Consider the following 24,924-nt stretch of genomic DNA (forward strand, 5'->3'; position numbering starts at 1 on the left):
GGCAGGGGCCGGGGATGGGGACGGTGACGCTCTCCGGCGGTCCCGAGACGACGGCGCCCGGCCGCTACTCGCTCATCGCCGAGGACGGGACGCGCTACCTCGTCGGCGACCTCGTGCGCCGAGTGCCGGGGGGAGCCGTCCGGGCACTTCTCGGCACGCCGCCGCCGCCCGGTCCCGGCTACCGCCTGAGCGCGTACTACTACTCCCGGCCGGACGACGCCGGCGTCACCGGCAGCCTCGTCGACGTCCCCACACCGCTCGGACCGATGCCGGCCTGGCTCGTGCCCGCCGGCGACGGGCGCCGCTGGGCCGTGGTCGTCCACGGCAGGGGGGCGCTGCGCGAGGAGGGACTCCGCTCCGCGCCGATCTGGGCGGCCCACGGCATCACCGCCCTCTACGTGTCGTACCGCAACGATCCCGACGGCATCCCGAGCAGGGACGGACGCTACGGGCTCGGCAGCACCGAGTGGCGCGATGTCGACGCCGCCATCGGCTACGCCAGGACGCACGGCGCCACGGAGGTGATCCTGATGGGCTGGTCGATGGGGGGAGCGATCAGCTTCCAGACCCTGCTGCACGGGAGCAACCGCGAGCTGATCACCGGGATGGTGCTCGACTCTCCCGTCGTCGACTGGACGGACGTCATCCGATTCCAGGCCACCCTCAACCGGCTGCCGCGCGTCATCGGAGCGGCGGCGGCGCGCAGCCTCGGACGTCGTGCCGCCACACGGCAGGGCCCGGACATCGCGGCGATGGACATGCTCAGGCGTGCCGACGAGATCGACGTCCCCGTGCTGATCCTGCACAGCACGGACGACGGCTTCGTCCCGGCCGAGCCCTCGGCCCGGCTCGCCGAGCTCCGCCCCGAGCTGGTGACCACCCACCTGTTCGCCAACGCGACGCACACCCGCATCTGGAACGACCAGCCGGAACGCTGGCGTCGCATCATCGACGGCTGGCTGGACAGCACGGGGCTCGGCCGCCCCGGCCCGGCGGCCACCGACTAACCTGGAACGCGCCGGTTCGGAGCCGGCCCTCCGCCGACAGCAAGGACACCCGTGAGCCCGCAGCCCCTGGTCAGCACCGTCCGCCTCACCGACCGTACGCCTCAGCTCGGCGGCGATCAGCTGACCGCGAGGCTGGCACCCCCTCCGCAGTTCGCCTCCGCCTCCTTCGACAGCTACATCCCCGACCCCGACCACCCCTCCCAGGAGGAGGCGCGCGAGGCCCTGCGGGCGTTCGTCGGGGTCGCGCCGACGGTGAAGCGCGGCCTGTTCTCGCGCCGCAAGGCGCCGGAGGCGAAGCCGGGCCTGTACCTGGACGGCGGTTTCGGCGTCGGTAAGACACACCTGCTGGCCGCCGCGTGGCACGCGATGCAGGCGAGGCGCAAGTACTTCGGCACCTTCATCCAGTACACGGCGCTCGTCGGTGCGCTCGGCTACCGCGGCGCCGTCGACGCGCTGCGCGGCGCGTCCCTGATCTGCATCGACGAGTTCGAGCTCGACGACCCCGGTGACACGATGGTGATGACCCGTCTGCTCGGTGAGCTGGTCGCCTCGGGCACCCGTGTCGCCGCCACCTCGAACACGCCTCCGAACGCGCTCGGGGAGGGCCGGTTCGCGGCCGCGGACTTCCTCCGCGAGATCCAGGCGATGTCGGACAGCTTCCACACGATCCGGATCGACGGCGTCGACTACCGGCGCCGGAGCATCGAGGGCCACGCGCTGTCCACGCCGGACGCGGACTACCCGTCGGCGCTGCGACGCGCGGCGGGCGAGGGCGGCACCGCCTCCGACGACGACTTCGACGCCCTCATGGACCACCTGGCGCGGGTGCACCCCTCGGCGTTCGCTGACCTCGTCTCCGGGGTCTCCGCCGTCGGGATCCGCGGGGTCCACCCCCTGCACGACCAGACGCAGGCGCTCCGCCTCGTCGCACTGATCGACCGCATCTACGACGCGCAGCTGCCGATCGTCGCCACCGGTGACCCGCTCGACACCGTGTTCGGCGAGGACATGCTCGCCGGTGGGTACCGGAAGAAGTACCTCCGCTGCATCTCCCGCATGCTCGCGTCCACCTCCGTCGCCTCCGCCGCCGACGCGGACTGACCGGGTGTCAGGCGCGGCCGGAGGCCCGCGCTTGCCCACCGTCACCCCCGAACGGGGCCGGGGAAACAGCCCTGTTACACGACCCCGACAGCCGTAACACCCGGGAAACACGGGTACATCGTGCCGGAAACGTGCGAGCGGCATGCTTCCAGGAGCAGGCACTCCACGGAGGGCCGCACCACACAGCCCTCGACCCGAAGGAACCGATATGGATACCGGCAGCATTTCCTGGGGGATCGTCGCCACGGCACTCGTGCTCGTGATGACCCCCGGCGTGGCGTTCTTCTACGGAGGCCTCGTCAAGGCCAAGAGCGTCATCAGCATGATGATGATGAGCTTCGGAGCCCTCGGCCTGGTGTCGGTGCTCTGGATCCTCTACGGCTACAACATGACCAGCGTCGAGGGCGTGTGGTCATTCGCCGGGAACCCCTTCACCGACTTCGGCCTCTCCGGGATGTCCGGCGGCGAGACGGCCAACACCGACCTGCTCGGCGTCGCCTACGGCTCGACCTTCGCGATCATCACCATCGCGCTGATCTCCGGCGCGATCGCGGACAGGGCGAAGTTCGGCTCCTGGATGCTCTTCGTCGGGCTGTTCGCCACGCTCGCCTACTTCCCGATCGCCGCGTGGGTCTGGGGCGGCGGCTGGATCATGAACCTCGGCACGACCCTCTTCGGTGAGGATGCGGGCATCGAGGTCATCGACTACGCCGGTGGAACGGTCGTGCACCTGAACGCCGGTGCTGCGGCCCTCGCCCTCGCCCTCGTGCTGGGCAAGCGTGTCGGATTCCAGAAGGGCATCCTCAAGCCGCACAACGTCCCGCTGACCATGCTCGGCGCGTCCATCCTGTGGTTCGGCTGGTTCGGCTTCAACGCCGGCGCCGAATGGCTGAACGGCCTGGAGAACGTCGGCCTCATCGTCATCAACACCATCGGTGCCACCGCGGCCGCGATCATCGGCTGGCTCGTCGTCGAGAAGCTCAAGGACGGCAAGGCGACCTCGGTCGGTGCTGCCTCCGGTGCCGTGGCCGGTCTGGTCGCCATCACCCCGGCCTGTGCCAACCTCGCCCCCGGCTGGGCGCTCCTGCTCGGCATCATCACCGGTGCGCTCTGCGCCCTGGCAGTGGAGCTGAAGTTCAAGTTCGGCTTCGACGACTCGCTCGACGTGGTGGGCATCCACCTGGTCGGCGGTCTCATCGGAACCGTGTTCCTCGGCTTCTTCGCGACCGGCACCGGCCTCGTGCTCGGCGGCGGCGTGCAGCAGCTGATCGTCCAGGTCATCCCCGTGCTTGCCGTGATGATCTACTCCTTCGTGGTGGCCTGGGTCATCGGGACGCTCATCCAGAAGACGATCGGCTTCCGGATCACGAACGAGGACGAGCTCGCCGGCGTCGACACGACGGTCCACGGCGAGGAGGGCTACGCTCTCGACCGCGTCTGATCGATCGGACGACGCCGACGGGGCGGGATGCGATGGCATCCCGCCCCGTCGGCGTCGTCGTGCCGGCGCTTGGACTCGGCGGTTCCGCTCGACGGTCCCGCTCGCGTCGGAGAGTGTCGCGTGGGCACACTCCCGCGGCCGGCCGTAACCGGACCATTGCCGTCTCCGAACGGTCACGGTGACGCAACGCCGTCGTGACGGCGGTCGGCTGTACTCGGAGCATGACCGCACACGACGCAGCACCCACGGCCCCGACCGTCCCCTCCGTTCCGCGCCGCGTGCTGGTGACCGGCGGGTCGAGGGGGATCGGCGCCGGCATCGTCGGCGGTTTCCTCCGTGCAGGGGACCGGGTCGTGTACACCGCGACCAGCCCGCGACAGGCGGCGCCCCTCCCGAACGCCAGCTACCTGCCCTGCGACCTCCGCGACGACGCGGCCGCGTCCGAGCTCGTGCGCGCGGCGACCGGCCTCCTCGGCGGGCTCGACGTCATCGTCCACTGCGCAGGGGTGTACCCGGAGCGTCCGCTGACGCGCATGACGACCGAGGCGTGGGACGACGTCCTGGCCGTCAACCTGCGCAGCGCCATGACGCTCGTCCGCGAGTCCGTCCCGGCGCTGACCGCGTCGGGCCGCGGAAGGGTCGTGCTCGTCTCGTCGATCACCGGCCCCGTCACGGGGATCGCCGGCCTGACGCACTACGCGGCGTCCAAGGCGGGCCTGGAGGGCTTCATGCGCGCGGCGGCGCTCGAGCTGGCCCCACTGGGCATCACGGTCAACGCCATCGCCCCCGGGACGGTGATGACGGACGGCCTCGCCGCACTGTTCACGCCAGCCGAGATCGCGGCGCTCGGCCAGCGCATCCCCGCCGGCCGGCTCGGCACGCCCGAGGACATCGCCGCCCTCGCGGTCTTCCTCGCGGGTGAGGGCGCGTCGTTCATCACCGGGCAGTCCGTCGTCGTCGACGGAGGGCAGACGCGGGTGGAGTAGGACCGAGGGGAGGGCCCCGCGGGCTCGTCCGGCCGCGGGACTACTCCGGCCGCGTCGCGACCGCCGGCTCGACGATCAGCCGGGTCCTATCGCCCCGGAAGACGTCGACCGAGTACTCGATCGGCCTGGCGTCGGCGTCCCGCGCGACCCGGGTCAGCCGCAGCATCGGCTGGCCAAGCGAGGCCTCCAGGACGGCCGCGTACGGCTCCGCGGCGAGGACGATCTCGACGCGCTCGGTGATACGGCCGAAGCGGACGCCGTAGGCGGTCTCGAACAGCTCCCAGAGCGACCCGCCCACGCCGCGCTCGAGCAGGTCGGGGAACCGCTCCAGCGGCACGTACATCGTCTCCCACGACAGCGGGCGCGCGTCCGCGAGGCGCAGCCGCTCGACCAGGACAACGCCGGCCCCCTCGGCCAGCTCGAGTGCGGCCGCCACCTCGACGTCCGCCCGCTCGATCCGGGTCCTGAGCACGCGTGTGCCCGCCGTGAACCCCTGGTCGTGGAGCATCGCGGGCACCGCGAGCTTCTGACCCTGCCCCATGCGCCGCTCCAGAACCGGGCCGATGGGGTGCTCGAAAGCGTCGCCGGCGAGCGGCCAGTTCGCGTTGGGGTGCAGCGCGAAGGTTCCGCCGCCCCGCCCCGGTTCACGCCGGACCGTGCCCTCGCTCTCGAGCGCCGCGAGTGCGGCCCTCACCGTGCTCCGGCTCACGCCGAATCGGGTGGACAGCTCCCGCTCCGGAGGGAGCCGTCCACCGTGCATGACGTGGCCGCGCTCGATCATCGTCCGCAGCCGCGCGGCGACCGACGCGGCGTTCGGTCCGAGCCCCTGTGCCATGGTCGCCCCCCTCAGCGGCCCGCGTGGTCGACGACGTCGGTGAGGAAGCGGCCGTCGAGGTACGCCGAACCGATCCGGACCGTGTCGGGCACGTAGCTGCCCACCATCGCCGTGTGCTCGGGCGTGCCCTGACGCGACTCCATCCAGCCGACGAGAAGCAGCCGGCGCAGCATGACCAGCGCGGGGATCACCGCGAGGTCCTCGGCCCGCAACTCCCCGGCCGCGGCATACCCGCCGATCCACGCCTCGACCAGCTGTGGGACGGCCGGGTCCGACTCGATGAAGGACAGCGCGCACGCCAGGTCCCACATCAGCCAGGCCGTGCCCGCGTCGTCGAAGTCGATGACGGTCAGCCGGTCGCCGTGCAGCAGCAGATTCGTCACGGGCAGGTCGCCGTGCAGCAGCGCCGTGCGTCCGCCACGCGCCTCGTAGTCGGCGATGTCGGTTCGGACGCGCTGCTCGACCCGCTCCAGCAGCTCACGGGTGGCGTCGTCCACCTCGCGGTTGCTCCGCCACGACGCCCACGCCGAGGCCTCGCCAATGGCCGTGTCGAGGGTCCACTCCATCCGCTCGAAGCCCGCAGGGGCGTTCCACTCCATCGCATGCCGATGCAGCCGGGCGGTCAGTCCGCCCAGGCGGGCGAAGACCGCCGTCATCACGCTCGGGTCGCCGGAGTCGGGGCTCGTGCCCTCGACGAACTCGAAGACGACGGCGTGCTGCGTGTGGCCGTCGGCGTTGCGGAAGCTCGCGACGGGCGACCCCGTCGCGCTCGGCCGGATCGCCGGGGTGTCGACCACACCCGCGCTGCGCAGGGCGCTGATCCAGGCGAGTTCGCCCTCGATCTCCGCCAGACGGCGATACCCGGGGCGGTGGAGGCGCACGACGATGCGCTCGCCCCCGCTCAGCTCGACGATGTAGCTGGCGTTCTCGGACAGGCTCACCAGCCGGGAATCCACGGCCCGCTCGGTGAGACCGTAGGCGGCCAGCGCCGCGTCGATCCCGCTGACCCAGGCCTCAGCCGTGCCGGGGGAGCGGAGGGCCGGCGCACTCATGCGGGCACCGCCAGGGACTCCAGTGTTCCCGTCAACGCGGCGACGGCCTGGTCGACCGTGTCGTCGTCGACCAGCAGCCCCGGCTTGAACTGGAGCACGACGGGGTCGAGGGTCGAGAAGATCGCCCAGACACCTCGCTCGTAGAGTCCGCGCATGACCGGCTTCGCCCCTCCGATGGCGGGGGAGAACTCCAGGCCGATCACGAGTCCGTCCTGCCTGATCCCGACGAGTGCGCCGGGGAAGCGGATCATCAGCTCGGCGAAGGCGTCGGCCAGCCGGGCGCTCTGCCGACGCACGTTCGCCACCGTCTCCGGCGCGGTCACGATGTCGAGGACCTCCAGCGCCACGGCGGCGCCGACCTCCGAACCGCCGAAGGTGGCCATGTGGGCGAAGCCGTCCACCTCGAGCCAGCCGGCCGCACGGCCGTTCAGCAACGCGGCCGTCACGGGGTAGATGCCCCCGCCGAGGCCCTTGCCCGTGACGATGATGTCCGGCTGTGCGCCCGATTTGGTGATGGCCCACAGCGCCCCGGTGCGCATGAGGCCCGTCTGCACCTCGTCGGCGATGTACAGCGCCCCTGTGCGGTGGGCGAGCTCGGCGACGGCCGCCAGGTAGCCCGGGTCCGGCAGCGGGAAGCCGTAGGTCGCCGGGATGGTCTCGAGGATCACCGCGGCGACGTCGCCGGCGGCGAGGACCTCGGCCATCGCATCGAGGTCGTTGAAGGGGACCTGGACGAACTCGTCCGAGCGGTCGGCGTGGAACAGGCGGGAGAAGCGCTCATCGCCCGCCCCGATCGACAGTCCGGTGTGCCCGTGGTAGGCCTTGCGGATCGACACGATACGCCGGCGCCCCGTCGCCCACCGGGCGCTCTTGATCGCGAGATCGACGGACTCGCCGCCGCTCGAGCCGAACACCACCTTCTCGATGCCCTCGGGTGCGGTGCGGACGAGTTCCCTCGCCAGGGCCGTCCTCGCCACGGCGGGGAAGTGGTGGTTGCCGACGTCGGCGTGCTCGAGCGCGCGCGTCAGCGCGGCGATCGCCCGGGGGTTGCGGTGGCCGATGTTGTACGTGCCGCCGTTCAGGTGCATGTCGATGAGCCGGTGGCCGTCGAGGTCGGTCAGGACGTACCCCTCTCGCTCGCCGATCACCAGGGGGATTCCCTCGTCCTGCCAGAACGCCGTCTTGTCCGGGTTCCAGTACCGCTTGGCGTCGTCCAGGACCTCCTGCTTCGAGGAGTATCCGTAGTCGGAGAGGGGGAAGGCCATGATGTCCCTTTCGTCGGGGTGGTGTGCCCTCCCAGCTAAGGACCGGGGTGTTTCGCGACCGTTTCGGGACCGTTGTCGGACCGAGAAGAAATCGGTCCGCCATCGGTCCGGCTCCGGTCGCGAGGGCCTGTCGCGCCGGGCGGGCGGTCCGACCGGAAGCGGACCGAAGCTGTGACCGAGAGGTAATCGCCCGGGCACGGCGCCGGAAACGCGGGCTGGCGACAATCGACACACCCCGACGATCCGACACCGGTCGGGGACGCCACGCACCTCCGTCCGCTGCACCAGAGGAGACACCCATGACCACCTCCCGTTCGCACCGCCCCCCGACCGTCCCCGACAGCGCCCGATCAGAGGGCGGCGCGATCGACTCGGGCGACGCGGCCCTCAACAGGGGCCTCGGCGTCGGATCGATCGTCTTCATGGTCGTGGCCGCAGCCGCGCCGCTCGGCGTCGTCGCCGCCAACGTCCCGATCGTGATCTCCACCAGCGGGACGATGGCCGCACCGCTGTACTTCCTGCTCGCCACCGCCATCCTCGTGCTCTTCTCCGTCGGCTACACGACGATGACGCGCTTCGTCCCCAACGCCGGCGCGTTCTACTCCTACATCCAGGCGGGGATGGGCCGCCGTCTCGGGACCGGGTCGGCGATGCTCGCCCTGCTCTCGTACGGGCTGCTGTTCATCGGCGTCAACGCCTACGTCGGCGTGGCCACCGCGAACGCCCTGTCTGCATTCACCGGCTGGGAATCGCCCTGGTGGCTGTGGTCGCTCGTCTCGATCGCGGTCATCGGCCTGCTCGGCTACCGCGACATCGAGCTGTCGTCGAAGGTTCTGGGGGTTCTGCTGGTCGCCGAGACCCTCGCGGTCGTGATCATGGACGTCGTCGTCATCGCCCAGGGCGGTGCCGAGGGACTGTCCGCACGCTCCCTGTCCCCGGCCGAGCTGGCCGGCGGCACGCCCTCGCTCGGGCTCATGTTCGCCTTCTTCTGCTTCATCGGCTTCGAGGCGACGGCGGTGTTCCGCAGCGAGGCGAGGGACCCCGACCGCACCATTCCCCGCGCGACGTACATTGCCGTCGTGGGGATCGGCCTGTTCTACGCGGTCTCCTCGTGGGCCGTCGTCGTCGGCATCGGCTCGGAGCAGGCCGTCGCAGCATCGACGTCCGACCCGGAGAACGTCGTGTTCGCCGTCGTCACCACCTTCGTCGGCCCCATCCTCAGCGACGTCATGCAGGTCCTGCTGGCGACGAGCTTCTTCGCCTGCGTGCTGTCGTTCCACAACGTGATCACCCGCTATGTCTTCACCCTCTCCGGCAAGCGGGTGCTGCCGGCACGGCTCGGCGTCGTCGACCCGGTGCACCGTGCACCGTCGCGTGCGTCGTTGTGGGTCAGCATCGTGACCGGTGCCCTCAGCATCGCGGTCATGCTCGGCGGCCTCGACCCCGTCGCCCAGGTGTACACCTGGTTCTCCGGAGCCGCCACGCTCGGCCTCATCGTCCTCATGGCGTTGACGAGCCTCGCAGTGGTGGTGTTCTTCCGCCGCAACCGCGGGACGACTATCGGGTTCTGGCGGGGACTGCTCGCACCGGCGGTCGCCTTCGTGTCGCTCGGGCTCGTCGTCGCGGTCGTCGTCCAGAACCTGCCGTTGCTCGTCGGCAGCACACTGGCAGCCGTCATCGTGGCGGTGTGCGTGGTCGCGGCGTTCGCCGGGGGAGCGCTGGTCGCCACCCGGATGCGTGCGCGCGACCCGGAGCACTACGCGCAGCTGGCCCGCTAGTCGACCGGCCACGCGTTCGGTGCTCGTTGCGCCCGTCGGGCGGGACTCTGACAGGGATCAGAGGCCTGCCCGTCGGGCTGTCTCCGCTGCGGTGCTCCGGCGACACGGCTCCCGGCTGCCACCGGCGCGGCCGCCGGCTTAGCCGTGGCCGTGGCTTCGATCGCACACGTCGGTCCTCCGTGCACGGCTGCGGAGCGCGGGCAGGCGGGGAGCGCAGACGTGCCGGGAACGCAGACGTGAGCTGACTGACCCCGCCAACGGCAGCGCACAGGCCGACAAAAGCGACAGCCGCGGCGACGCGCGGTGTCACACGATGCCGCTGAGCTTCTCTGAGGTGGGCGATGCCGGACTCGAACCGACGACCTCTTCCGTGTGAAGGAAGCGCGCTACCAGCTGCGCCAATCGCCCAAAGTGCCCGACGGGCACAGGACGACACTACCCGAGTCTGCGGGCGAATGAGAAACCGGGCGGCTCCGTGCGTGCGTCGGGCGCGTCGGCGTCGCGAGCCACGCCCGGGAATTCCGCCACGTCCTGGAGGTCCAGCCCCGTGATCACCGCGGTTTCGACGGCCCGCCACGTCCCGTGGGTGCATCGATTTGTGCCCCGGATGACATCTGGGTTATTGTTTCTAAGCACTCGGGTGACCGAGTGAATGCGGATGTGGCGCAGTGGTAGCGCATCACCTTGCCAAGGTGAGGGTCGCGAGTTCGAATCTCGTCATCCGCTCGGATGCTGGGAACAGCCTCCTGGGCTGTCTCCGGTACGTGGGAAACCACACTGGTGGCGTGGCCGAGAGGCGAGGCAGCGGCCTGCAAAGCCGTCCACACGGGTTCGAATCCCGTCGCCACCTCAACATCCACCACCCACACGGGCTCACGCCCGCACCGGGGCGATTGGCGCAGCGGTAGCGCGCTTCCCTGACACGGAAGAGGTCACTGGTTCGATCCCAGTATCGCCCACACAAAATCGGCCTGAACCCACGCGAGAGCGCCGACCATTTGAGCATCGGCCCTCTGAGCATCGGCCCTCTACCGCACAGTCCACGACCACACCGGTCAACGCCACGGTCATTCGGGCAGAGCGTCGGCGGCATTCCTTGTGACGACGCTCGCTGTCTCCGGCCACGAGTGCCAGGCACTCTGAGCGGCTCGCCCGCCGTTCCTCCATACGCCGTCCAGGTGCATCGCCCCGCGTAGTGCCGCCCCGGCCCGACCACGGTTGAGGCCAATCGAGAATCGGTGACGGCCGGACGGCGACCACGCGACCGGGAGACCGCCACGCGTGTTCGATGCGTGCTCTCGACGATTCACCGTTCGGAATCGCCTCGCCCCGGCGTCGGCCGTGAATGCCAAGCTGACCGGATGCGCTACATCGTCATCGCCGACCACGCCGTCGCGCCCACCGCTCCGGCGCAGGCGCGGACTCAGGCAGCAAACACTCACGCTGAGAAGACCGGTGCGGACCGAGGAGGCGAGGGCGCACCCCGACTCATCGACGGGGGAGTGCTCGGTCACGCCGCGTCGGCTGCGCGGCGTCGGGGGCTGCTCGACGCGCACCGGGGCGACACGCTCCGTGCGACCAGGGGAGAAATCGTCGAGCTGATCCGTTCGGACTCCGGCCACGCGCGATCCTGGTGCCGCAACGCCCCAGGCGTGGAGGGCTGGATCGCCGACTCGGTTCTGCGTCGGCCCTGAGGACGAGCACCGGCACGTCGTCGCGGGCCGCTACCGTCAGAGGAATCGATGCCGTCGACTCCGCTTCGCGTGCGACGCGTGGCACGACGGCCGGCGCGGCCCGAGGCTCATTCGGCCGCGACGCGCCGATGTCGAGCCGGTGCATGACGCCCGCGGGATATCCGCTAGGGTTGGTGCGTACCGGGAAACCGGTCGAATGCGGATGTGGCGCAGTGGTAGCGCATCACCTTGCCAAGGTGAGGGTCGCGAGTTCGAATCTCGTCATCCGCTCGGATGCTGGGAACAGCCTCCTGGGCTGTCTCCGGTACGTGGGAAACCACACTGGTGGCGTGGCCGAGAGGCGAGGCAGCGGCCTGCAAAGCCGTCCACACGGGTTCGAATCCCGTCGCCACCTCAACATCCACCACCCACACGGGCTCACGCCCGCACCGGGGCGATTGGCGCAGCGGTAGCGCGCTTCCCTGACACGGAAGAGGTCACTGGTTCGATCCCAGTATCGCCCACCCAAGTGTCGATGTTCAAACTTGCGACGTCCGCAGGTTTGACATCATCCCCCGCGCGCACGCTGGCCTCATAGGCCAGCGCTGCCGCGTGGAGCTTTGGGTCGAGGAGCGCATCGAACGGTTCACCGGGCTCCGCCTCCACCCTGTCGGTGTTCTCGATTTCATAGACGTGGATGCGCTCGAAGAACGCTTGGTTGCAGATACGTCGGAGCGAATCATCGATGCTCATGTAGATCGCGTGCATGTCACCGGCCAGGGCGAGGCAGTCTTCGAGGTGCGTTCTGGCCTGGTCGTACTCGATCTGCCCTGCGTCGATCTGCGCGTCGAGGAACGCGAGTCGGCGTGCGATGCGGTCCTGTTCTTCTTTGAGGAGGTCCAGCGGGACGGCTCCGGCGTGGTGGGCGTGGAGCAGGCTACGGCGTTCGTCGCGGAGCCGGTCACGCTCGACAGCGTGGGTGTGCCGTTCTGCTTTGTTCGCGGCGTGGAGGTCATCGAACTGGCGCACGAGCATGTGCCGAAGCGCGGTGACGATGTGCTCGGGTATCTGCACACGCCGGTAGTAGTCCTCGACCTGTCGTTCGATGTGCTCGATCGGCATGGCCTGGCGGACACAGTTCGTGCGCTTGGAGTGCCGGCCGGCGCAGATGAAGTACGGGTAGACGATGCCCTTGCCATTCCTCGCGTGGGTGACCATCAGGCGGGAGCCGCAGTCGCCGCAGTACACGGAGCCTTTCAGGTAGTGCTCGTGGGTTTGGGTTTTCTCCCCGGACACCTGGTGCGCGGTGAGGACGTTCTGCACCCGATACCAGAGCTCCGCGCTCACCAGCGGTTCGTGGAGTCCGTCGTAGCGGGCGCCACGGAAGATCACGTCGCCCTTGTAGTACGGGTTGGAGAGCATCTGCTGGATCGTGGACAGCCCCGGAGCCTTCGCCGGACGTTTCGGGGTCGGCACGGTCGTGAGGCCGCGGTCGACAAGTTCGCTGTGCAGCATCGAGGTCGAGTAGTTCCCCGTCGCGTATGCCTCGAACGCCCACCGCACCAAAGCAGCGCGGTCGGGGTCGGGGATCACAGCGGGGATGTCGCGGCCGAGCTCGTCACGTTTGTGGACGTTGAGGTAGCCGATGGGGGCGCGACCGACGGTTCCGCCGGTGGCGGCTTTCTGGGTCATGCCCTTGGTGACCTCGTTGGCGAGGTTGCGGGAGTAGAACTCCGCGATCGTGGACATGATGCCGTGCAGCAGCATCCCTGATGGGGTCTCGTCTATGTTCTCCGTCGCGGACACGAGGATCACGCCGGCGTCTTTGAGCGCGAGGTGGATCGCTACGTCGTCGGCACGGTTGCGGGCGAGCCGATCGACTTTGTGGACGATGCAGTACGCGACCTGATGGGTCTTGACGTACTCGATCATTCGCATCAGCTCTGGCCTGTCGGCCTTGCGCGCGGACTCACCCGCGTCGATGAACTCCTCCACGACGATCGCGTTCAGATCGCGGGCCTTGCGGAGGTTCGCATCGCGTTGCGCGGGGATCGAGAATCCCTCGTCGCGTCCGCCGCGCTCTGCCTGCTCCTTGGTGGAGACGCGGAGGTAGGAGACGGCGAGCGTGGTGGTCTCGCCGAGCCGGTCGATGCTGGTGGGTGGCGCTGGGGGTGCCAGAGTCATGAGTCGTGTTTCCTCTCACCGGAAGAGTGGGAGCCAACGCGACGGCGAAGCGTCACGCGGTGCGACTCGTAAACGGGAAACACGTCCACCGGCACGAAACCGGGGTAAGCCACAAGGGCAAGGAGACTGCGCACCCGGCCTGGGAAGGCCGTGGCGTCGGGTTCTATTCTACCTTGTCGGGCTCAGAAGGCCCAGGATCGGCGGCATCCGGCGTGGTCTCGCCGTTCGTCTTCGATCTGCTGACCGCCATGCCGAGGAGCACCTGCGCGAGCTTGTGCAGGTCAGGTTGACTCCGCGGCACCGCCTGCACGGTGAAGCGCCGATCCTCGCCGCGCCGTCGCTCACCCCTGCTCACGGCACTTCCCCCGTGCTCAGGCCGAGACCTGCGATGAACTGGTCCTCGGCACGCCGCCGAGCTTCCACATCGGCGTGCATGTATTCCACGAAGTCTTCCTCGCGGTTCGGGATGATGATGTCTTCGATGGGGTCGGTGTCGGGTTCTCCGGGCCAGGCGATGCGGCGGGTGGGGCGGTCGGTGGTCAGGCGTGTGCCGCAGGATGCGGTCCAGTGCCGGAGGCGTTCTTGGGCTTCGGTGAAGTCGCGGTGCCAGACGAGCATGGCGCTGCCTTTCGCTTCGGGGTGGATCGCGCACAGCCAGTGGATGTGCAGCGCGGACAGCTCCCACACGAGCTCGGGGTGGCGGTGCCAGAAGGGTGGGATGACAGCAACGGGGAGGCCGTAGGTGTGTCGGAGCCAGTGCACCCATTCGTTGAGTGCGAGCCATTCTTCTTCTGCGGCGTCGGCGGTGAGGAGATTCCAGTTCACCGGCCCCGGAGGGCCCGCTGCGTCGTCGTCAGCGGCGGGAGCGTCGGAGTCCGGGTCGTAGCTCTCATCGAACTCGTCCTCCGCCGCCTCGCCCGGATCAACCTCGCCCGTGTCGGGCAGTTCATCGACCATGATCCGACCTCACCGCCCGACCGCGGGTGTGCTAGCGGGCGCGCGGCGTGGTGCGTCGGGTGACAGTGCAGTGTCCTCAAGCCCGGCATCCAGTGAGTCGGCTTCCGGTGTGCGTCGGGGGCGGTCGACGGTGTAGCGGGTGCGGGCGAGGTCGTGGCCCAGTTTCTTCGCGACGAACTCTTCGACCTTGACGGCCTGCCCGTTGTCGTCGGTACGGTCGTAGTGGTGGGTGTAGCCCTCGGCGATGAACTTGTCGCCTTTGGCGAAGCGCTGGTGGGCGCGTTCGGCGGTCTTCCGGAAGGCGACGAGGTCGTGGAATGTGGTCTCGGTCTGCGTGAACGAGCCGTCGTCTTCTCGGCGGTAGTGTTCCTGCCCGATCTTGACGAATAGCCGCGCATCACCTTTCTCGGTGAACGACAGGTGCGGTTCGGAAGCGATGAACCCGGACAGGGACTCTTGCGTATGGATAGCCATTGGACACTCCTCGTGATGACGACACCCCGCACTTCGGGGTGCTCTGTCACTCAGGTGCGCCCACCGGCCCCTCATCTCTCGTGGATGCTGGGGTGCCGGCTTGCAGCAGTTCCTCCACCACACGCCGCTGACCCTGCAGCTCGCTCGCGTCCTTGCGGCGGGTCCAGGGCCGGAGTTTCGCGACGATCGGCGGTGCGGCGCGCAGCAGGATCAGTCCGGTGCCGAATGCGAGGGTGCGGATCACGTCGGGCGGCATGATCGACACCCGACGAATGGAACGCTGCGCGGTGCGGGAGCCGTGGTCGCCGATGGTGGTGGAGTCGGTGATCTCGTCGCGTTCTCCGATGAGGGTGGTGAGGTCTTGGAGGTCGCGGCTGTTGGATGCGCCGCCGAGGATGATTTTCACAATGCTGGCGTCCCAGATCGCGCCGGCCGCGTTATCCGACCACTTCTCCCGCGCCTGCGCGAGAGACTGCAACACCGGCATCGTCGTGATCCCCGTACCCCCTCCTTCTGCCATCAACGTCGGGAGCGACGGGAGCGGGGCAAGGTTGCCGATCTCATCCAGCGCGAGCAGCAGGGGCGGGTCGAGGCGGGCTGCGGGTGAGCGTGCGGCGAGGCGGCGGGAGGCTTCGACGAGGTCTTCCACGAACGCCGACACCAGCGCGGCACTGTTATTCGCCCCCGCCCCCGTCGCGAGCAGATACACGGTGCCGCGCTTGCGTAGAAACTCCTCCGGATCGAACCGCTCCTCCGGGCCCGGACTGACCGCATCAAGAACACGAGGATCGGCGAGCGCGGCAAGGGACAGGGACACGCCTTGCCAGATGGAGTCGCGGGTTCGGGGGTCTGAGTCGATCATCGCCTGCAACGAATCCGCCCACCCCGTCGCCGCCCGAGGGTTCGCAGTGAGGATCGCGACCGCATCGGACGCTGCGGCAGGATCGAGGGTCCACCGGAACAGCTCGGCAGGCGCACGTTGATCGAGGGCGGCGGCGTGAAGGAGGGCTTGGAGTGCGGTGCGGGTTTTCCCTTCCCAGAAGTCCCCGCCCTCGACGCCACCGGCGGACAGGCCGGTGCCCGCAGCGAGGCCGGTGGCGCGGATCATCGCCGTCAACGGGTCCTCACATCCCCGGATCGGCGACCACCGGAGTCCTGCGGGGACGCCTTCGGCGAGGTGCTGCGGATCGAACACCGCCACCGGCCGACCCTCCGCGCCCCGCGCCTTCAACGTCGCGGTGAGGTTGTCGGGGCGGGTGGAGGTTGTGACGACTGCGCCGGGGGCATCGAGGATCGCGTTGATGACCACATGCAGACCCTTCCCAGAACGGGGCGGCCCGATCAGCAGGATCGAATCCTCCACACTCGCCCACACACCCACATTCCTCGATGCGCCGAGGAGGTAGCCGACATCGGTGACGGCAGGCTCCTCGATGGAGGGACGGAGTTGCCCGGCCCGTCGCAGCAGTGCCTTCTCTGAGGCTGCGGTGGTGACGTCGGTGCGGGTGGCGATCCCGACGATCCGGTACGGGTCGACCTTCGTCTGCCGTGCGTGCTCACGGAAGAACCGCCACACCCACCACCCCGCACCACCGACCGCGACGATGAGGACACCTGCGACGACCCAGTACGCCACCGGGTTCAGCCCGTTGGCACCGAGTGCGCTGCCGGGGTCGGTGGGGTGCAGGATGACGCCGAGGCCGGCTGCAATCCCGCCCGTAGGCTGCTTGATCCCGGTGACCCAGGCGGTGATGGTGCCCGCGACGCGGAGGATGACGGCGAGGACGGCGGCGGCGATGAGGGCGATGATGCCGAGGTTCGCCAGCTCATCCCCAAGCGCCCCACCCTGCCGCGGAGTACTCATTGGATTCTCACGATGCTGAGGGTGCCGGAGATGCGCCCGAGGAGGATCACTTCACCCGTCACCGCCAACGCTGCCTGCTCTGCGGTGAGGAGAGCGCGCGCGGTGCCGTTGCTGCTGGCGTCGGTGTGGGCGTGGATGATCGCAACGGCAACATCCTCACCTGGAACGAACCCCGCCCCTTCGACCTGATGCAGCACGGGCGGCACCGCGCGCACCGGCGCCGCCATGACGTCGTCCGGGGGTGGTACTTCCCACGGTCTCGGCGCGGGGCGTTCGCGGGGCGGGGTGATGATGTCGGTGAACGTCGACCCGTCCGCCTCGTGTACCTGCACCCGCAGCGGCGACCGATATCGGGCGGTGAGGGCGTCGAGGATCGTCGGGAACGCTTCGCGTCGCCACCCCGGAGCGAACGGCTCCGGCAGGTACGTCGCCCCGTCGACGGTGACTGTCATCGCACCGTCATCGGTGATGGTGAACTCCACCACCGGCACGACGACCGGTCCACCGGGCTCAGTCTTCGGTGGCTTCGGCGCTTTCGGGGGTTGGTGGTCGGGGTGGGTGCGGCGGTAGCGGGGCTTCGGCGTCACAGGGTTCCTCTCGGTGGAGTGCAGTGGTGTCGCCAGGCAGGTGCGCTCGTACCGCCCCGGGAACGCAGGTGGGAGGGCACGAACCTGGGGGTGGTTCGTGCCCTCCCGTGCCGGCCCGCCATGGGGGTGCCGGCGGGTCAGCAGCCTGGGGTTAGTCCTCCTTTGCTCCCTCGAACTGGGCCTTGAACTCCTCGAACGCTTCGTCTTCCTCGCGGACGTACCCGGCACGGTCGCGGGCGATCGCGAGGCGACGCCCGAACAGCAGCACCCCGCCGGTGACCGCGGCGATCAGCCCACCGGCAAGACCGAGCGGCCACCAGTCACCGCCGCCGGTGTGAGCGAGCTCACCCGGCGTGCCCGGTGTCCCTGGTTCGTCCGGAGTGTCGGTGACGGTGGTGGTCTCATCCGGTGCGCCGCAGACCCCACGGTGCAGGATCGTGCCGTCCTCATCGGTGACGGTCTCCACCCAGTAGTAGATGCCGACCGTCTCGAAGATCACCTCGTCAGAGCGATACTCACCCGGCCCATCCAGATCAATCGTGGTGGAGGTGAAAACGAGGTCTTCCGAGGTGCAAGTCGCGGTGTCACTGTCCTGCCGGTACGCCTCGAAGATCAGGCGTGCCCCGTCGGGGACGGTGCCGGTGACGGTCGAGACATCATGCGCCGGATCACCAAGCTGCACGGTCGCCACGGCGTTCGTTTTCACGATCAGCTCCTCTGGCTGCTCCTTCACCACCGTCGTCTCACCCGGCGCACCGCAGACGCCTTCGGCGATGATCTCGCCGTCGGCGTTGTAGAGGGATTCGACCCAGTACACATTCCCCGGCTCAGTGACGGTGGTGGTGCCAGAACGGTAGACACCCGCCTGAGTGATCGGGATCTCCTCGCTCTCATAGAACGGCGATTCACACACGGCTCCGGGGTCTGCCGGGTGGGGTCCGTAAGCGCGGAACACCAGATAGGAACCGTCGGGAATCTTCGTGCCCTGCACAAGCGCAGTATCCGAGAACGGTTCACCGACGAACGCTTCCGGTGTCGCCTGCGTCACCACCGACACCGGAACCTCCGTATTGGTGGGTGGGACGTAGAAGCGTTCCAGCACATCCGCCGGAGACGACGCATACGGCTGCACGCGGTCGTCGCCGGTGAAGGTGGTGACGAAGACGTAGAAGCCGGGCTCGGTCGGCACGATCTTGTCCTCATCCGTGTACCCGAGCTTGTACACCCCGTTCCTCGCCGGCGTCGTAAGCGCCGTCAGCACCGGAGCACCGGTGAGGTCGAGATCATCGGTGAGCTCCGCATCCGACGCGAACGGGCCGTAGACGGTGTGGTGGAGTTCGTCGACGTCGGCGCCCCAGTAGCCGTCGCCGGTGAAATCCCCATGGTTCGCAGGGAACCCGGTAACGGTAATCACGTCGAAGGCGCGTCCGCCGGGGTGCACGTTGTACTCCCGCACCAGCGACGTCACCGTGACCGGCCACCGCACCGACGTCGTCTCCACACTGATCCCGTACTCGTCGGTCCAGCCGGCGGCGAGGTAGTCACGCACCCACTCCGGCTGCGACGACTTCTTCACCTCCCACACCCAGGTCACAAACCCGCCCGTCGGCGCGATCACCGGCGGGGACGTGTAGATGCCGGGGCCGTCCGCGGTGATCGTCACGGTGCCGAGCGGCACCGCATTGCTGTCGATCGACGCGTTCTGTGCTGGAGGTAGGGTTCCGGGGACTTGGTAGGCCGTGCCCTCGAACACCACCGGAATGGGTGCGCCGGCCTTCTTCAACCAGACGCCGTTGCTGCTGGAGACGGTGATGTTGTCGATGAGCGCGTCGCCGGGGACAGCGAGACGCTGATCCGCCTCCGACACCGCGACCGGCTGGAACGGCACCACCGCAGTCTCTGCCACCTGCCCATACCGGTCGGTGAACGAGTCGGTCAGGTACTTCGCGTGCTCGCCGTGCGCGTCCTTGTCGATTGCCCAGACCCAGGTGTAGAAGCCCGATTCCGGGGCGGTGATCGTGCCGGGCGACGTATACGACCCAGCCCCTGTGAGCGTCACCGTCTCGGTGCCCACGACAGGGGCTCCGGCGGGTGGGGTGTCAGCTTCGGTGGGCTGCTCATCGAACGGCCCATACAGCGCGCCGGTCGCGGTCACTTCGATGGGTTTCCCGTCGAGGTGAATCCAGGTGCCCTTCGACACCGTGACTGTGAGCCAATCCACGAACGCGTCACCCTCGGTGACGTAGCGGGATGCGACCTGGGTGGTGATCTCTGGCTGGAAATCGAGGTCGATCATCGGCGACTCGACCGATGCTGACAAGCCCGTGGAGGAGCCAGCAACGGCGGCGATCAGGCGCTGCTGCCCGGGCGTCGCATACAGGTCGAGCGCGGCCCCGTATCCGGCGGCGGCGATGTTCATCGACGCACCGATCTTGTACGACGGCATTCCGTCGGCTGGGGTGCCGATGATCGGGTGCGTACCGACGGCGAGATTCCGCGTTGACGCCCCGTCCGTGAACACCGCATTCGTCAGCGACGCACTCCCGGTCAGAGAGGCCGGGTGCGCGGTGACGGTGAGCGTGCCGTTGTACTGATCCGTCATATCCAGTGCGAGCGACAGCGACGGGTCCGTGACCGCGTTCACCGCCGCTTCCTGTCGCATGGTCGAGAGGTTCGCGAGGATCGTGCCCCGTTCCGACGCTGGTGCGCGGGCGACGTAGTAGTCGTCACCGGACATGCCGTGAGAGTTGTACATGCCAGGACTCGCGACTGACCACACATACAAGGCCACCGCGGCCGTCACGTTCGCGTCACCGGACTGTCCCCACCGATCCAGCACATAGTTCATCTCAGCGAGTTGCTGACGAGACAGCGAATCCAGCGACGTGATCCGCTCCGGCCCCGCCGTGTTCCCATACGGAGGATCAGCGTGGAGATCCGCACAGTACGCTTGCCTGCCGTCGACACCGGTGTTATAGGCACCGAGGAACGCGCCGTCAGACCAGTAGCCGACGCCCTCACTCGCCGCGTGTGCCGGCTGCGTACTCAGCGCGAACGATCCGGTGAGCAGGAACAGGGCCAGCAGCACGGATAGCCATCTCCGGAGCTTGGTCGGTGGCGGCGCAGCCACCGGCTGCGGAATGTGGGTGAGTGATCCTGACACGAGATGCCTCCTGACGTTCTGGTGAGCAGCAACCCGACACGGGTCGCCTTCACAGCAGGTGCACCACCCAGACCCTCGACCTCACAACCCAAGACCCTGCGGGCTCCGCCCCTGGCTGGGCTTCTCTTGATCGAGTGGATTGTCCTCGAGTCCTGCCCGCTCCCGCACCGCACGGTGCGCACCGTCGCGCACGCTGTGGAGGAGTTCGCGGATGTCGTCGTATCCGGTGATGATTGACCCGAGCTCATCACGCAATAACCTGTGACACCCCGCAGACGCCGCACTCGTCAGCGGGCCAGGGATTGCACCGACCGGCCGGCCCAGCTCCATCGCACGGGCGGCCGTATACAAGGAACCTGAGCGGTAACCGGCCTCGGCGATGATGACGGTGCCGGAGAGGGCGGCGAGGAGCCTTCCGCGTTGCAGGAACCGCCACTTCGTCGGCGCGGCCCCCGGCGGCAACTCACTCACCAGCAACCCGTCGTCTGCGACCCGGCCCAGGAGTTCGGTGTGCCCAGCTGGGTACGGGCGGTCCAGGCCGCCCGCGAGCACGGCGATGGTGGAACCACCAAAAGTGAGAGCGGCACGGTGCGCGGCGCCATCAATCCCGTAGGCCCCACCGGAGAGCACTGTTCGCGCATCCGAGACTGCGGACTGCACCAAATCTGTGGTGATATGTTCCCCGTACCCGGTGGACGCCCGGGCCCCAGTGATGGTGAGGCGATCCCACACTGGGCCTGTGAGCAGGCTGGTGTCGCCCTTCGCCCAAAGCGCCACCGGGGCATGATCTCCGAGCGCGTTGACCGACAACGGCCAGTCCGCATCGCCGGGGATCAGTACCCGTATGCCATGACGTTCAGTCTCCGCGAGCACCCGCCGCATCTGGACAGCGTCGATGCGCGGGGCGAGACGCCGCTGCCAGGTGTCAGCGTCAGGTCCGACCGGCACCTCATCGGCAATGGCACGCGCGACAGTCTCGGTGGCACCGACGGTGCGGATCATCCGACCCGTCACAGCGTCACCTGGTTCGGAGACAGCCGCGAGGATGATCCTCGCGGTGCGCTCATTGGCAGCGAACTCGTTGATCTTGTCCATCGCTTCTGCTCCCTCGGTTGTGGTGAATCAATCGAGGGATAGGTGCGTAAGAAGCGACTCGCCGGCTTGGCTTGCCGACCCACGGGGAAGAAAACCATGACGGCGATCGAATCAACTAGGCTGATCTTGGCGCGTCGGGAAGTCTGGTCGACATGAACGCTGACCGTATCCGGTTGGCAATACGACCAGAGGAGTACCGTGAACAATGTAGCGAGCACTGGAATCTCGCTTATTTCAGAAGCGCAACCGCAGGCTTCCTCGCAGGCATGCGAGACAGGCCGCAGCGGAGATGTTCGTGTCTGAAGCTACGACCAAGCAATCGCGGCTGCTTCTTGCGACAGCAGGGAGCCGCGGCGATATCGAACCATTTCTGTCCCTGGCTGCTGCGCTCCATGGCTCCGGGTACGACGTTCAGGTAGTTGCAACTGACGATGCGAACTTCCCTGAGGAGATCGACGTCGTCAGCCTGGGGGTGAGTTTCTCGTCTCTCGACGGGCACGTCTCAGGGCCATTCAGTGGCGCACGAGCGTTCCGGCAGCAGGTTCAACCTGCGATGCGGACCATTCTGGGTGGTGTCGTCGATCAGGCAATGCAATGGCAGCCTGACGTCATCGTCGCCCATCCCAAGTTGTTGACTGTGCCTGTCGTGGCCGAGCACCTTGGAATTCCATATCTCACTGTTGAGCTTGCACCTGTGATGACGCCGTCACGTGAGTTCCCAGCTGCTGGAGTGCTGAATCGCTCGCTGGGAGGCGCGGTCAATCGGTCCAGCTATCGCGCGGTTTCCGCTGCTCGGTTGATGTTTGCGTCTGAGATTCGTGCAGCACGGCAGCGCCTCGGCCTCTCCGGTTCCAAGCATGTGCGAGAGGCGGCAGGTTCGCTTGTCGCGGTGAGTCCTACGTTGCTCACTCGCCCTTCGGACTGGCCTGCCACCACACACTTGACGGGAGACTGGCCTAGGACTTCAGCACGCCGCGAAGCGCTAAGCGCGGAGGTCACGGATTTCATCTCAGATGACGCCCCTTTCCTTTACGCAGGATTTGGTTCGATGCGTGGAACTGGTGCGGACGCACGAGCTGAGACCATCGTGGAAGGCGCTCGCCGGGCTGGACTCCGCGTGCTGCTCGCGACAGGCTGGGGCGCGTTGAATCCCCCCACGCGCTGCCTGGGCCGTGATGTGATGACAGTGTCGGCCGTCCCGCATGCGGCCGTGCTTCCGACCGCAGCAGTCGCGATGCATCACGGCGGCGCAGGAACCGTGCATGCAGCGACCAGATGCGGGACGCCATCGGTGCTGGTGCCATTCTTGGCAGACCAAGCGTTTTGGGCGCAACTTCTGCGTAACAAGGGGCTCGCCGGTGCTCCGCTGAACAAGGACCGGTTGTCAGCGGAGAGCATTCGAGCTGCGATCGCAGACGCGGCGGGTCGCCGTCCTGCTGTCCAACGTGCGGCGGAACACATGCGCCGAGAAAACGGACCCGCGAACGCGATCTCGATTATCGCCAAGACGTTGGCAGGTGCGGTCGAAGCATGACCGACGTGATCCTGTTCCTTGGGGACCAGTTTCTATTCCGCCCTGAATCCAGTTCCTTGGAACCAGGGCCAGTCAGAATGATCGTGTGGGCAAGCGACCTGTGTGCGCTCACCAACCGGCGCGAGGCGCGGAAGAAACTCAAAAAGGCTGCACTCGACTCCCTTGACGCATGCCGCCCCCACCCTGCCTGTCGGCACTTGTTGCTCGCTTATCGAACGGACTCGCCGGCCCAGCTCCACCTCGGGAGTATCGCCCAATCGTTGGCCCTCAAGATCCACACGGATGCTGAGTTGAGGCTCGGCCGTGATCTCGATGTTGTCCTGCTCGATGTTTCTGACGTCGACGACCCTCTGCTGCTGCTGAAACGAATGGGCGAACTCTCCACCCAAGCAGGCAGCTTGTCGGGTGCAGCGAGCCTTTCGTGGCCACAGATTCGGGACGAGAACATTCGACGGGCGGCGACGAGCCTGTATCTCTGATCCACCGGTGGCGCGGCGGCGAGAGCCCTCCTCCGGCTACAATGAATGTGGCGCGTCGGGAAGTCTGGTCGACACATTCTCTTGTTGTCGACCTCGAACGGATCTGCCTATGGCTCCTCGCCCTGCCCGCCGCGCAACGAAACGTGCACAGTTCCCGTCTCGGGGAACGTATTCAGAAGCCCTACGCATCGGCGTTCTGCTCCGCAAGGAAACGGTCGGCGGGATGCTGCTCGTACTGCTGGCAGCGATCGGCATTCTCTGGGCGAACTCTCCCTGGGCAGACAGCTACTTCGCGCTCCGCGACTTCGAGATCGGGTATGAGCCCTGGCATCTCCGTATGAGCCTCGGAGCATGGGCCGCAGACGGACTGCTTGCGATCTTCTTCTTCCTCGTCGGACTGGAACTCAAACGCGAGTTCGTCGCGGGAGATCTGCGCCGCTTCTCCACCGCGATCGTCCCAGTCGCAGCCGCAGTCGGCGGAGTAGCCGTTCCTGCACTGCTCTACGTTGCTGTTGTTGCCCCGGATGCTGAGCTGCTTCGCGGGTGGGCGATCCCCACTGCCACCGATATCGCGTTCGCTGTCGCGGTGCTGGCATTGATTGGCTCGCACCTACCCGGGCCGCTTCGTATCTTCCTGTTGACGCTTGCCGTCGTGGACGATCTCATCGCGATCACGATCATTGCGGTGTTCTACACCGACAGCATCCAGCTCATACCGCTGCTTGTCGGCTTGGGCGTCATCGGGGTGTACGCGGTCCTTGCTCAGAGGTATCGACAGTTCTTCCACCTCAAGCCTGCGGCAGCTTGGCTGATTCTGCTCCCTGTCGGCGTGACAGCTTGGGCGTTCGTGCACGCATCAGGCATCCACGCCACCATCGCCGGCGTACTGCTCGGGTTCACTATCCCCGTGCTTCACCGGCGTCGTGACCACGTCGCTGACACTGAGCCGGGCTTGGCAGAAGTGTTCGAGCATCGCTTTCGGCCGCTCTCTGCAGGGTTCGCAGTGCCCGTGTTCGCGTTCTTCTCCGCCGGTGTCGCGATCGGCGGAGCGGACGGGTTCGTCTCGGCGCTCACCGATCCGGTCACCATCGGGATCGTCGTAGCGCTCGTCATCGGGAAGCCGCTGGGCATCGTGACCACCACCTGGCTGACCACCAGGCTCCGTGGGATCAGCCTGGATCCGGCACTGAAATGGGTCGACCTCACCGGCGTCGGCCTGCTCGCAGGGATCGGCTTCACCGTCTCCCTGCTCGTCACGGAGCTCAGCTTCTCCGCGACAGATCCTCACCACGACCACGCGAAGGTCGCCATCCTCATGGCCTCCGTGCTTGCCGCGGTCATTGCCTCCGTGCTCTTGATCAGCCGCAATCGACGCTACCGACGTATCGCGCACAGCGACGCCGAAGACCAGGACGGCGACGGCATCCCCGACGTGTATCAGCAGTGATC

At 67.8% G+C, this 24,924-nt stretch carries 19 protein-coding genes, 7 tRNA genes and 1 pseudogene; 15 read left to right on the forward strand and 12 right to left on the reverse strand.

What is annotated here, in order from left to right; translation table 11 throughout:
* The 4 genes from FM119_RS10220 to FM119_RS10235 all read left to right on the forward strand — a co-directional run.
* On the forward strand, positions 1–1,007 hold a 1,007-nt coding region (locus FM119_RS10220; protein ID WP_143822682.1), incomplete at its 5' end, for an alpha/beta hydrolase family protein.
* 51 nt (positions 1,008–1,058) lie between these two features.
* Positions 1,059–2,108 (forward strand): cell division protein ZapE, encoded by a 1,050-nt coding sequence (gene zapE / locus FM119_RS10225; protein WP_087137791.1) that lies wholly within the window; start codon positions 1,059–1,061, stop codon positions 2,106–2,108.
* Between the two features lie 208 nt (positions 2,109–2,316).
* The gene (locus tag FM119_RS10230) at positions 2,317–3,549 is read left to right on the forward strand and encodes an ammonium transporter (RefSeq protein ID WP_087137793.1); all 1,233 of its coding nucleotides are present in this window, start codon (positions 2,317–2,319) and stop codon (positions 3,547–3,549) included.
* A 221-nt stretch (positions 3,550–3,770) separates the two neighbouring features.
* The gene (locus tag FM119_RS10235) at positions 3,771–4,535 is read left to right on the forward strand and encodes an SDR family NAD(P)-dependent oxidoreductase (protein WP_087137795.1); all 765 of its coding nucleotides are present in this window, start codon (positions 3,771–3,773) and stop codon (positions 4,533–4,535) included.
* 40 nt (positions 4,536–4,575) lie between these two features.
* On the opposite strand, the gene FM119_RS10240 is transcribed toward FM119_RS10235, so the two are convergent.
* The 3 genes from FM119_RS10240 to FM119_RS10250 are packed head-to-tail and all read right to left on the reverse strand — an operon-like array spanning position 4,576 to position 7,687.
* Complete coding sequence (locus FM119_RS10240) at positions 4,576–5,370, reverse strand: GntR family transcriptional regulator (protein ID WP_087137797.1); 795 nt, start codon at positions 5,368–5,370, stop codon at positions 4,576–4,578.
* Between the two features lie 11 nt (positions 5,371–5,381).
* Positions 5,382–6,422 carry a phosphotransferase enzyme family protein gene (locus FM119_RS10245; RefSeq protein WP_087137799.1) on the reverse strand — a complete coding sequence of 347 codons (1,041 nt, stop codon included), beginning with the start codon at positions 6,420–6,422 and terminating at the stop codon, positions 5,382–5,384.
* Positions 6,419–7,687 carry a class-III pyridoxal-phosphate-dependent aminotransferase gene (locus tag FM119_RS10250; protein ID WP_087137801.1) on the reverse strand — a complete coding sequence of 423 codons (1,269 nt, stop codon included), beginning with the start codon at positions 7,685–7,687 and terminating at the stop codon, positions 6,419–6,421. Before FM119_RS10250 ends, FM119_RS10245 begins: the two co-directional genes overlap by 4 nt.
* Before the next feature lie 299 nt (positions 7,688–7,986).
* On the opposite strand from FM119_RS10250, the gene FM119_RS10255 reads away from it, so the two are divergent.
* On the forward strand, positions 7,987–9,465 hold the full coding sequence (locus FM119_RS10255) for an APC family permease (RefSeq protein WP_087137804.1): 1,479 nt from the start codon (positions 7,987–7,989) through the stop codon (positions 9,463–9,465).
* Positions 9,466–9,800: 335 nt separating this feature from the next.
* Here FM119_RS10255 and FM119_RS10260 read toward each other — a convergent pair.
* A tRNA-Val gene (locus FM119_RS10260) sits at positions 9,801–9,873 on the reverse strand.
* A gap of 246 nt (positions 9,874–10,119) precedes the next feature.
* Between FM119_RS10260 and FM119_RS10265 the strand changes: the two genes are divergently transcribed.
* The 7 genes from FM119_RS10265 (at position 10,120) to FM119_RS10295 (ending at position 11,662) form a co-directional block, all read left to right on the forward strand.
* Positions 10,120–10,191, forward strand: a tRNA-Gly gene (locus FM119_RS10265).
* Between the two features lie 53 nt (positions 10,192–10,244).
* Positions 10,245–10,315: transfer RNA gene (locus tag FM119_RS10270), tRNA-Cys, on the forward strand.
* 37 nt (positions 10,316–10,352) lie between these two features.
* Positions 10,353–10,424, forward strand: a tRNA-Val gene (locus FM119_RS10275).
* A 402-nt stretch (positions 10,425–10,826) separates the two neighbouring features.
* Positions 10,827–11,159, forward strand: a complete 333-nt coding sequence (locus tag FM119_RS10280) for a hypothetical protein (RefSeq protein WP_087137806.1) — start codon at positions 10,827–10,829, stop codon at positions 11,157–11,159.
* Between the two features lie 198 nt (positions 11,160–11,357).
* Positions 11,358–11,429, forward strand: a tRNA-Gly gene (locus FM119_RS10285).
* Positions 11,430–11,482: 53 nt separating this feature from the next.
* Positions 11,483–11,553 (forward strand) — tRNA-Cys (locus FM119_RS10290).
* 37 nt (positions 11,554–11,590) lie between these two features.
* Positions 11,591–11,662, forward strand: a tRNA-Val gene (locus FM119_RS10295).
* A 613-nt stretch (positions 11,663–12,275) separates the two neighbouring features.
* On the opposite strand, the pseudogene FM119_RS14260 reads toward FM119_RS10295, so the two are convergent.
* The 8 genes and pseudogenes from FM119_RS14260 to dprA form a co-directional block, all read right to left on the reverse strand.
* A pseudogene (locus FM119_RS14260) lies at positions 12,276–13,322 on the reverse strand (recombinase family protein); the annotation flags it as partial.
* A gap of 163 nt (positions 13,323–13,485) precedes the next feature.
* Entirely contained in the window at positions 13,486–13,677 is a 192-nt protein-coding gene (locus tag FM119_RS13680; RefSeq protein ID WP_133617383.1) for a hypothetical protein, read from the reverse strand.
* Positions 13,674–14,279, reverse strand: coding sequence for a hypothetical protein (locus FM119_RS10305; protein ID WP_087137808.1), 606 nt, complete (start codon positions 14,277–14,279; stop codon positions 13,674–13,676). Before FM119_RS10305 ends, FM119_RS13680 begins: the two co-directional genes overlap by 4 nt.
* 9 nt (positions 14,280–14,288) lie before the next feature.
* A complete protein-coding gene (locus FM119_RS10310) occupies positions 14,289–14,753 on the reverse strand; it encodes a single-stranded DNA-binding protein (protein ID WP_087137810.1) in 465 nt (154 codons plus the stop codon).
* A gap of 46 nt (positions 14,754–14,799) precedes the next feature.
* The gene (locus FM119_RS10315) at positions 14,800–16,617 is read right to left on the reverse strand and encodes a type IV secretory system conjugative DNA transfer family protein (RefSeq protein ID WP_087137812.1); all 1,818 of its coding nucleotides are present in this window, start codon (positions 16,615–16,617) and stop codon (positions 14,800–14,802) included.
* The gene (locus FM119_RS10320) at positions 16,614–17,204 is read right to left on the reverse strand and encodes a hypothetical protein (RefSeq protein WP_243736111.1); all 591 of its coding nucleotides are present in this window, start codon (positions 17,202–17,204) and stop codon (positions 16,614–16,616) included. Before FM119_RS10320 ends, FM119_RS10315 begins: the two co-directional genes overlap by 4 nt.
* A 151-nt stretch (positions 17,205–17,355) precedes the next feature.
* The gene (locus FM119_RS10325) at positions 17,356–20,292 is read right to left on the reverse strand and encodes a hypothetical protein (protein ID WP_087137816.1); all 2,937 of its coding nucleotides are present in this window, start codon (positions 20,290–20,292) and stop codon (positions 17,356–17,358) included.
* Positions 20,293–20,448: 156 nt separating this feature from the next.
* On the reverse strand, positions 20,449–21,462 hold the full coding sequence (gene dprA / locus FM119_RS10330) for a DNA-processing protein DprA (protein ID WP_087137818.1): 1,014 nt from the start codon (positions 21,460–21,462) through the stop codon (positions 20,449–20,451).
* Between the two features lie 295 nt (positions 21,463–21,757).
* On the opposite strand from dprA, the gene FM119_RS10335 reads away from it, so the two are divergent.
* From FM119_RS10335 to nhaA, 3 genes are all read left to right on the forward strand, one after another.
* Positions 21,758–22,996 (forward strand): glycosyltransferase, encoded by a 1,239-nt coding sequence (locus FM119_RS10335; RefSeq protein WP_166644344.1) that lies wholly within the window; start codon positions 21,758–21,760, stop codon positions 22,994–22,996.
* A complete protein-coding gene (locus FM119_RS10340) occupies positions 22,993–23,475 on the forward strand; it encodes a hypothetical protein (RefSeq protein ID WP_087137822.1) in 483 nt (160 codons plus the stop codon). The genes FM119_RS10335 and FM119_RS10340 overlap by 4 nt, the downstream gene beginning before the upstream one ends.
* 109 nt (positions 23,476–23,584) lie before the next feature.
* Positions 23,585–24,922, forward strand: coding sequence for a Na+/H+ antiporter NhaA (gene nhaA, locus FM119_RS10345; protein WP_087137824.1), 1,338 nt, complete (start codon positions 23,585–23,587; stop codon positions 24,920–24,922).
* Positions 24,923–24,924 lie beyond the last annotated feature (2 nt).

Origin of the sequence: Mycetocola reblochoni REB411, from assembly GCF_900163835.1 — a bacterium.
GTDB lineage: Bacteria > Actinomycetota > Actinomycetes > Actinomycetales > Microbacteriaceae > Mycetocola_B > Mycetocola_B reblochoni.